Consider the following 2,814-nt stretch of genomic DNA (forward strand, 5'->3'; position numbering starts at 1 on the left):
ATTATCAAATTTCCACCCCCCCGCTCGGCGAAGTCACTGACTTCGTCGTTTTACTCCTGTAGTCTCCAGACTACCTTTTTAAACAATCTTTGCAGGCAATCTCAGAATATCTACAACCAGATAACTACTTAAACCGCCATAATTTCGAGCCGATGAATATAAGTAGTCTTCAGGATTTTGAACAATTCTTGAGCGTACCGGATTATTATGGATCCTGTGAGAAAATATCACCCCAATTTACCACCTGAAAGGTTAGGAAGTACAATCCTTTCTGATCTTTGATTTGATAACCTGTGGACATGGAATAAATATTTTATCTTTAAAGATAGAAAACATCCGATTTTTAGCTTACTGTTTTTGGTGGAAATATGACCAATTTTATCGCGATGTTTTCTGTAGTAGTTAAAAACCACAAAGGTTTAAACGACGAAGTCACAGACTTCGCCGAGCGGGGGGCCGTTTTTCGAAAGAAGACCAGGAACATGTTTTCTCGGTTATTGATGCGTTTATTGCTAAGAGGAAGATTCAGTCGATTTTATAAATGAGATTCACATATTTTAATAGCAATAAGCAACAGAATATCTTTTTTAAAGTTCGGCTTGCTAAAAATATTGTGCAGTTGAAAACCAAAAAGCTATAGGAAACATGACTTAAGAAAGAAAACATTATTCAAAATCATAATTTTACTAATCGTTTCTAAGATGCATAATATCAGTAATCATTTCTTCAAGAGATTGGCGTGATGCACCTGTGTGAAACAAATATTTTTTCCCATTTTTTAATGTTATTTTGACTACAAGTCCCATATATGCTTCATTTCGAATTACTATATCTTCAATCTCTAATATAGAAAGATGCCTATAAAAAAATGGATTCCAATTATTTTTAACAAACAACTCATTTTCAGTATAAATAAAATAATTATGCCAAGGAAGAATAGAGATAAGGTATAGGCCACAAACTATTAAAAATATTCCAAAAGAAAAGAAAATAGGCTTTTCATATTTAAATAGAACTACAACTGTTAATATGCTAATGACCATAAACCCCATGATTCCAGAAAAACGAGAACCTTTAACACTTTTCATAAAACTAATCATTTAATAATGTAAACGTCTTATCACCAACAGTAACAGCAGTTAATCCACCATTGATTCCTGTAATAATAACCTTTAGTTCATTCCCTGAAATGCTCTCAATATTCCTTATATTTCTAAAATTACCACTAGCTGATCTTACCCCTAAAACAATACTCGATAAATCAAAAATTAATGCCCCATGTTCTTCTGAAAGATTATAACAGACGCCTTCTACAACATTGTATTTTCTATTAGGATCAAAAGCATTTGCTTGGATATCTTTATACATGTTATATCCTTCAGCAAAACTTGCCGCTGTTATTCCAAGATCAGCGATACCCCATATAACTCCTGCAATGGTGCTTGGAGGAAAAACAATCATTAGTAAAACACCCGAAGCAACACCAACTCCTCCACCAACCATTGCATAAACTGCATCTCTTTCTTTCTGATTCAAATATAATCTAACTGCCCTTTCTGCAGCTAATCTGTCTAAAAGTTTTTGTTTCTCTCTTTCCAGCCGGTCTTGTTTCAAAGTATACCACTTCCAATGAAAACCTAATTTGTCTTCACTACTCCAAAGATTAAAGAATTCCTGTTTTATTTTGTTCTTCTGTGCAGTGGTAATTTCAGGGATTTCGTTACACCCAATAGTGTACATGTATTCTCCATACCTTGAGAGTAATGCCTGGTAATTAAGCTCAAGATTTGTTGCCTTTTCCAATTCACCACTTACAAGCTCTTGATTTTTATTTATAACAGCTTTTCTTAAATCCTTTTTCAAAGCTTCAAGGTTGTATTTCTTCAGGGTGGAATTATAATATTTTCTAGGGTCAGGAATGTCTCTTTTTGTTCCATCCAGCCAAATAAAATCCTCCGGAATGCCAACAAAATGATTAGTAAGCTGCTTAACTTCTGATGTTCTTTGACTCTGGGTTATAGCTTCATCGTATTTTCCACAAGCCTTTGCTCTCGTCGATTCAAAAAATAAACAATCCCAGCTTTGATATAATAAGTCAAAATGATCTTTTTTCTTTTTCCATTCATCAGCAGAAGGAACATAGCTGTCTGTAGCCATTAAATCTTCATTAAAACTATACACATTGGAATTTGGCCTTTTTGAGAAATAATATTCATCCATAATTTGGTTTCTTACATCAGCCAAAATATCTTCGGTAAACTTATTTGCCCACAATGAATTATCTTCAATAAAGCCAATCAATCTTTCCATGTTGTAAGGAACATCTTTAAAATGTCCTTCAGGATAATCAGATATATCAATATTACTACATCGCAAGTCAATATACGCCCCCTCGTCCTCATCCTCCGTCCACGCAAAAAGCACCCTCTCGGGGTCATGAATCAGATCCCATTGGTACTTCCACAACCCCGTGCCTTGGGGCTTACCGTAATCCATCAGGTTATCGGTGGTACCTTCGGTTAGCTGGTAAGTGCTTTCCGGACTGAAAGGATGGCGCAGGTTAAACGCGCCGTGGGCCAACTCGTGGGCCATAATCTCATAGTCCATCCCAAAGTTAAAAATAAATCCGTATCGACCAGTGAGAGGCATAAAACCTTTTTTGTCGGCTTCGGGATAATCGATAAAGAAAAGGTACAATGTATTTTTGTCGACCCCGTAGGTGCGTTTGTAATGCTTATAGACGCGCCTCATCGCATCGGTGTAGCGTTTAACCATGCCCGTGTGGCCTGTTTGGAAGTCCTCGAAATTAAGGTC

Annotated in this window: 2 protein-coding genes; both read right to left on the minus strand. The window is 36.0% G+C overall.

What is annotated here, in order from left to right:
• Positions 1–686: 686 nt before the first annotated feature.
• A complete protein-coding gene (locus OQ5_RS0117415) occupies positions 687–1,088 on the minus strand; it encodes a hypothetical protein (protein ID WP_044108042.1) in 402 nt (133 codons plus the stop codon).
• A gap of 4 nt (positions 1,089–1,092) precedes the next feature.
• A partial coding sequence (locus OQ5_RS21530; RefSeq protein ID WP_218054568.1) for a hypothetical protein occupies positions 1,093–2,814 on the minus strand: 1,722 nt, incomplete at its 5' end.

It is taken from the genome of Anaerophaga thermohalophila str. Valhall (assembly GCF_000250735.1).
GTDB classification, from domain to species: domain Bacteria; phylum Bacteroidota; class Bacteroidia; order Bacteroidales; family Marinilabiliaceae; genus Anaerophaga; species Anaerophaga thermohalophila_A.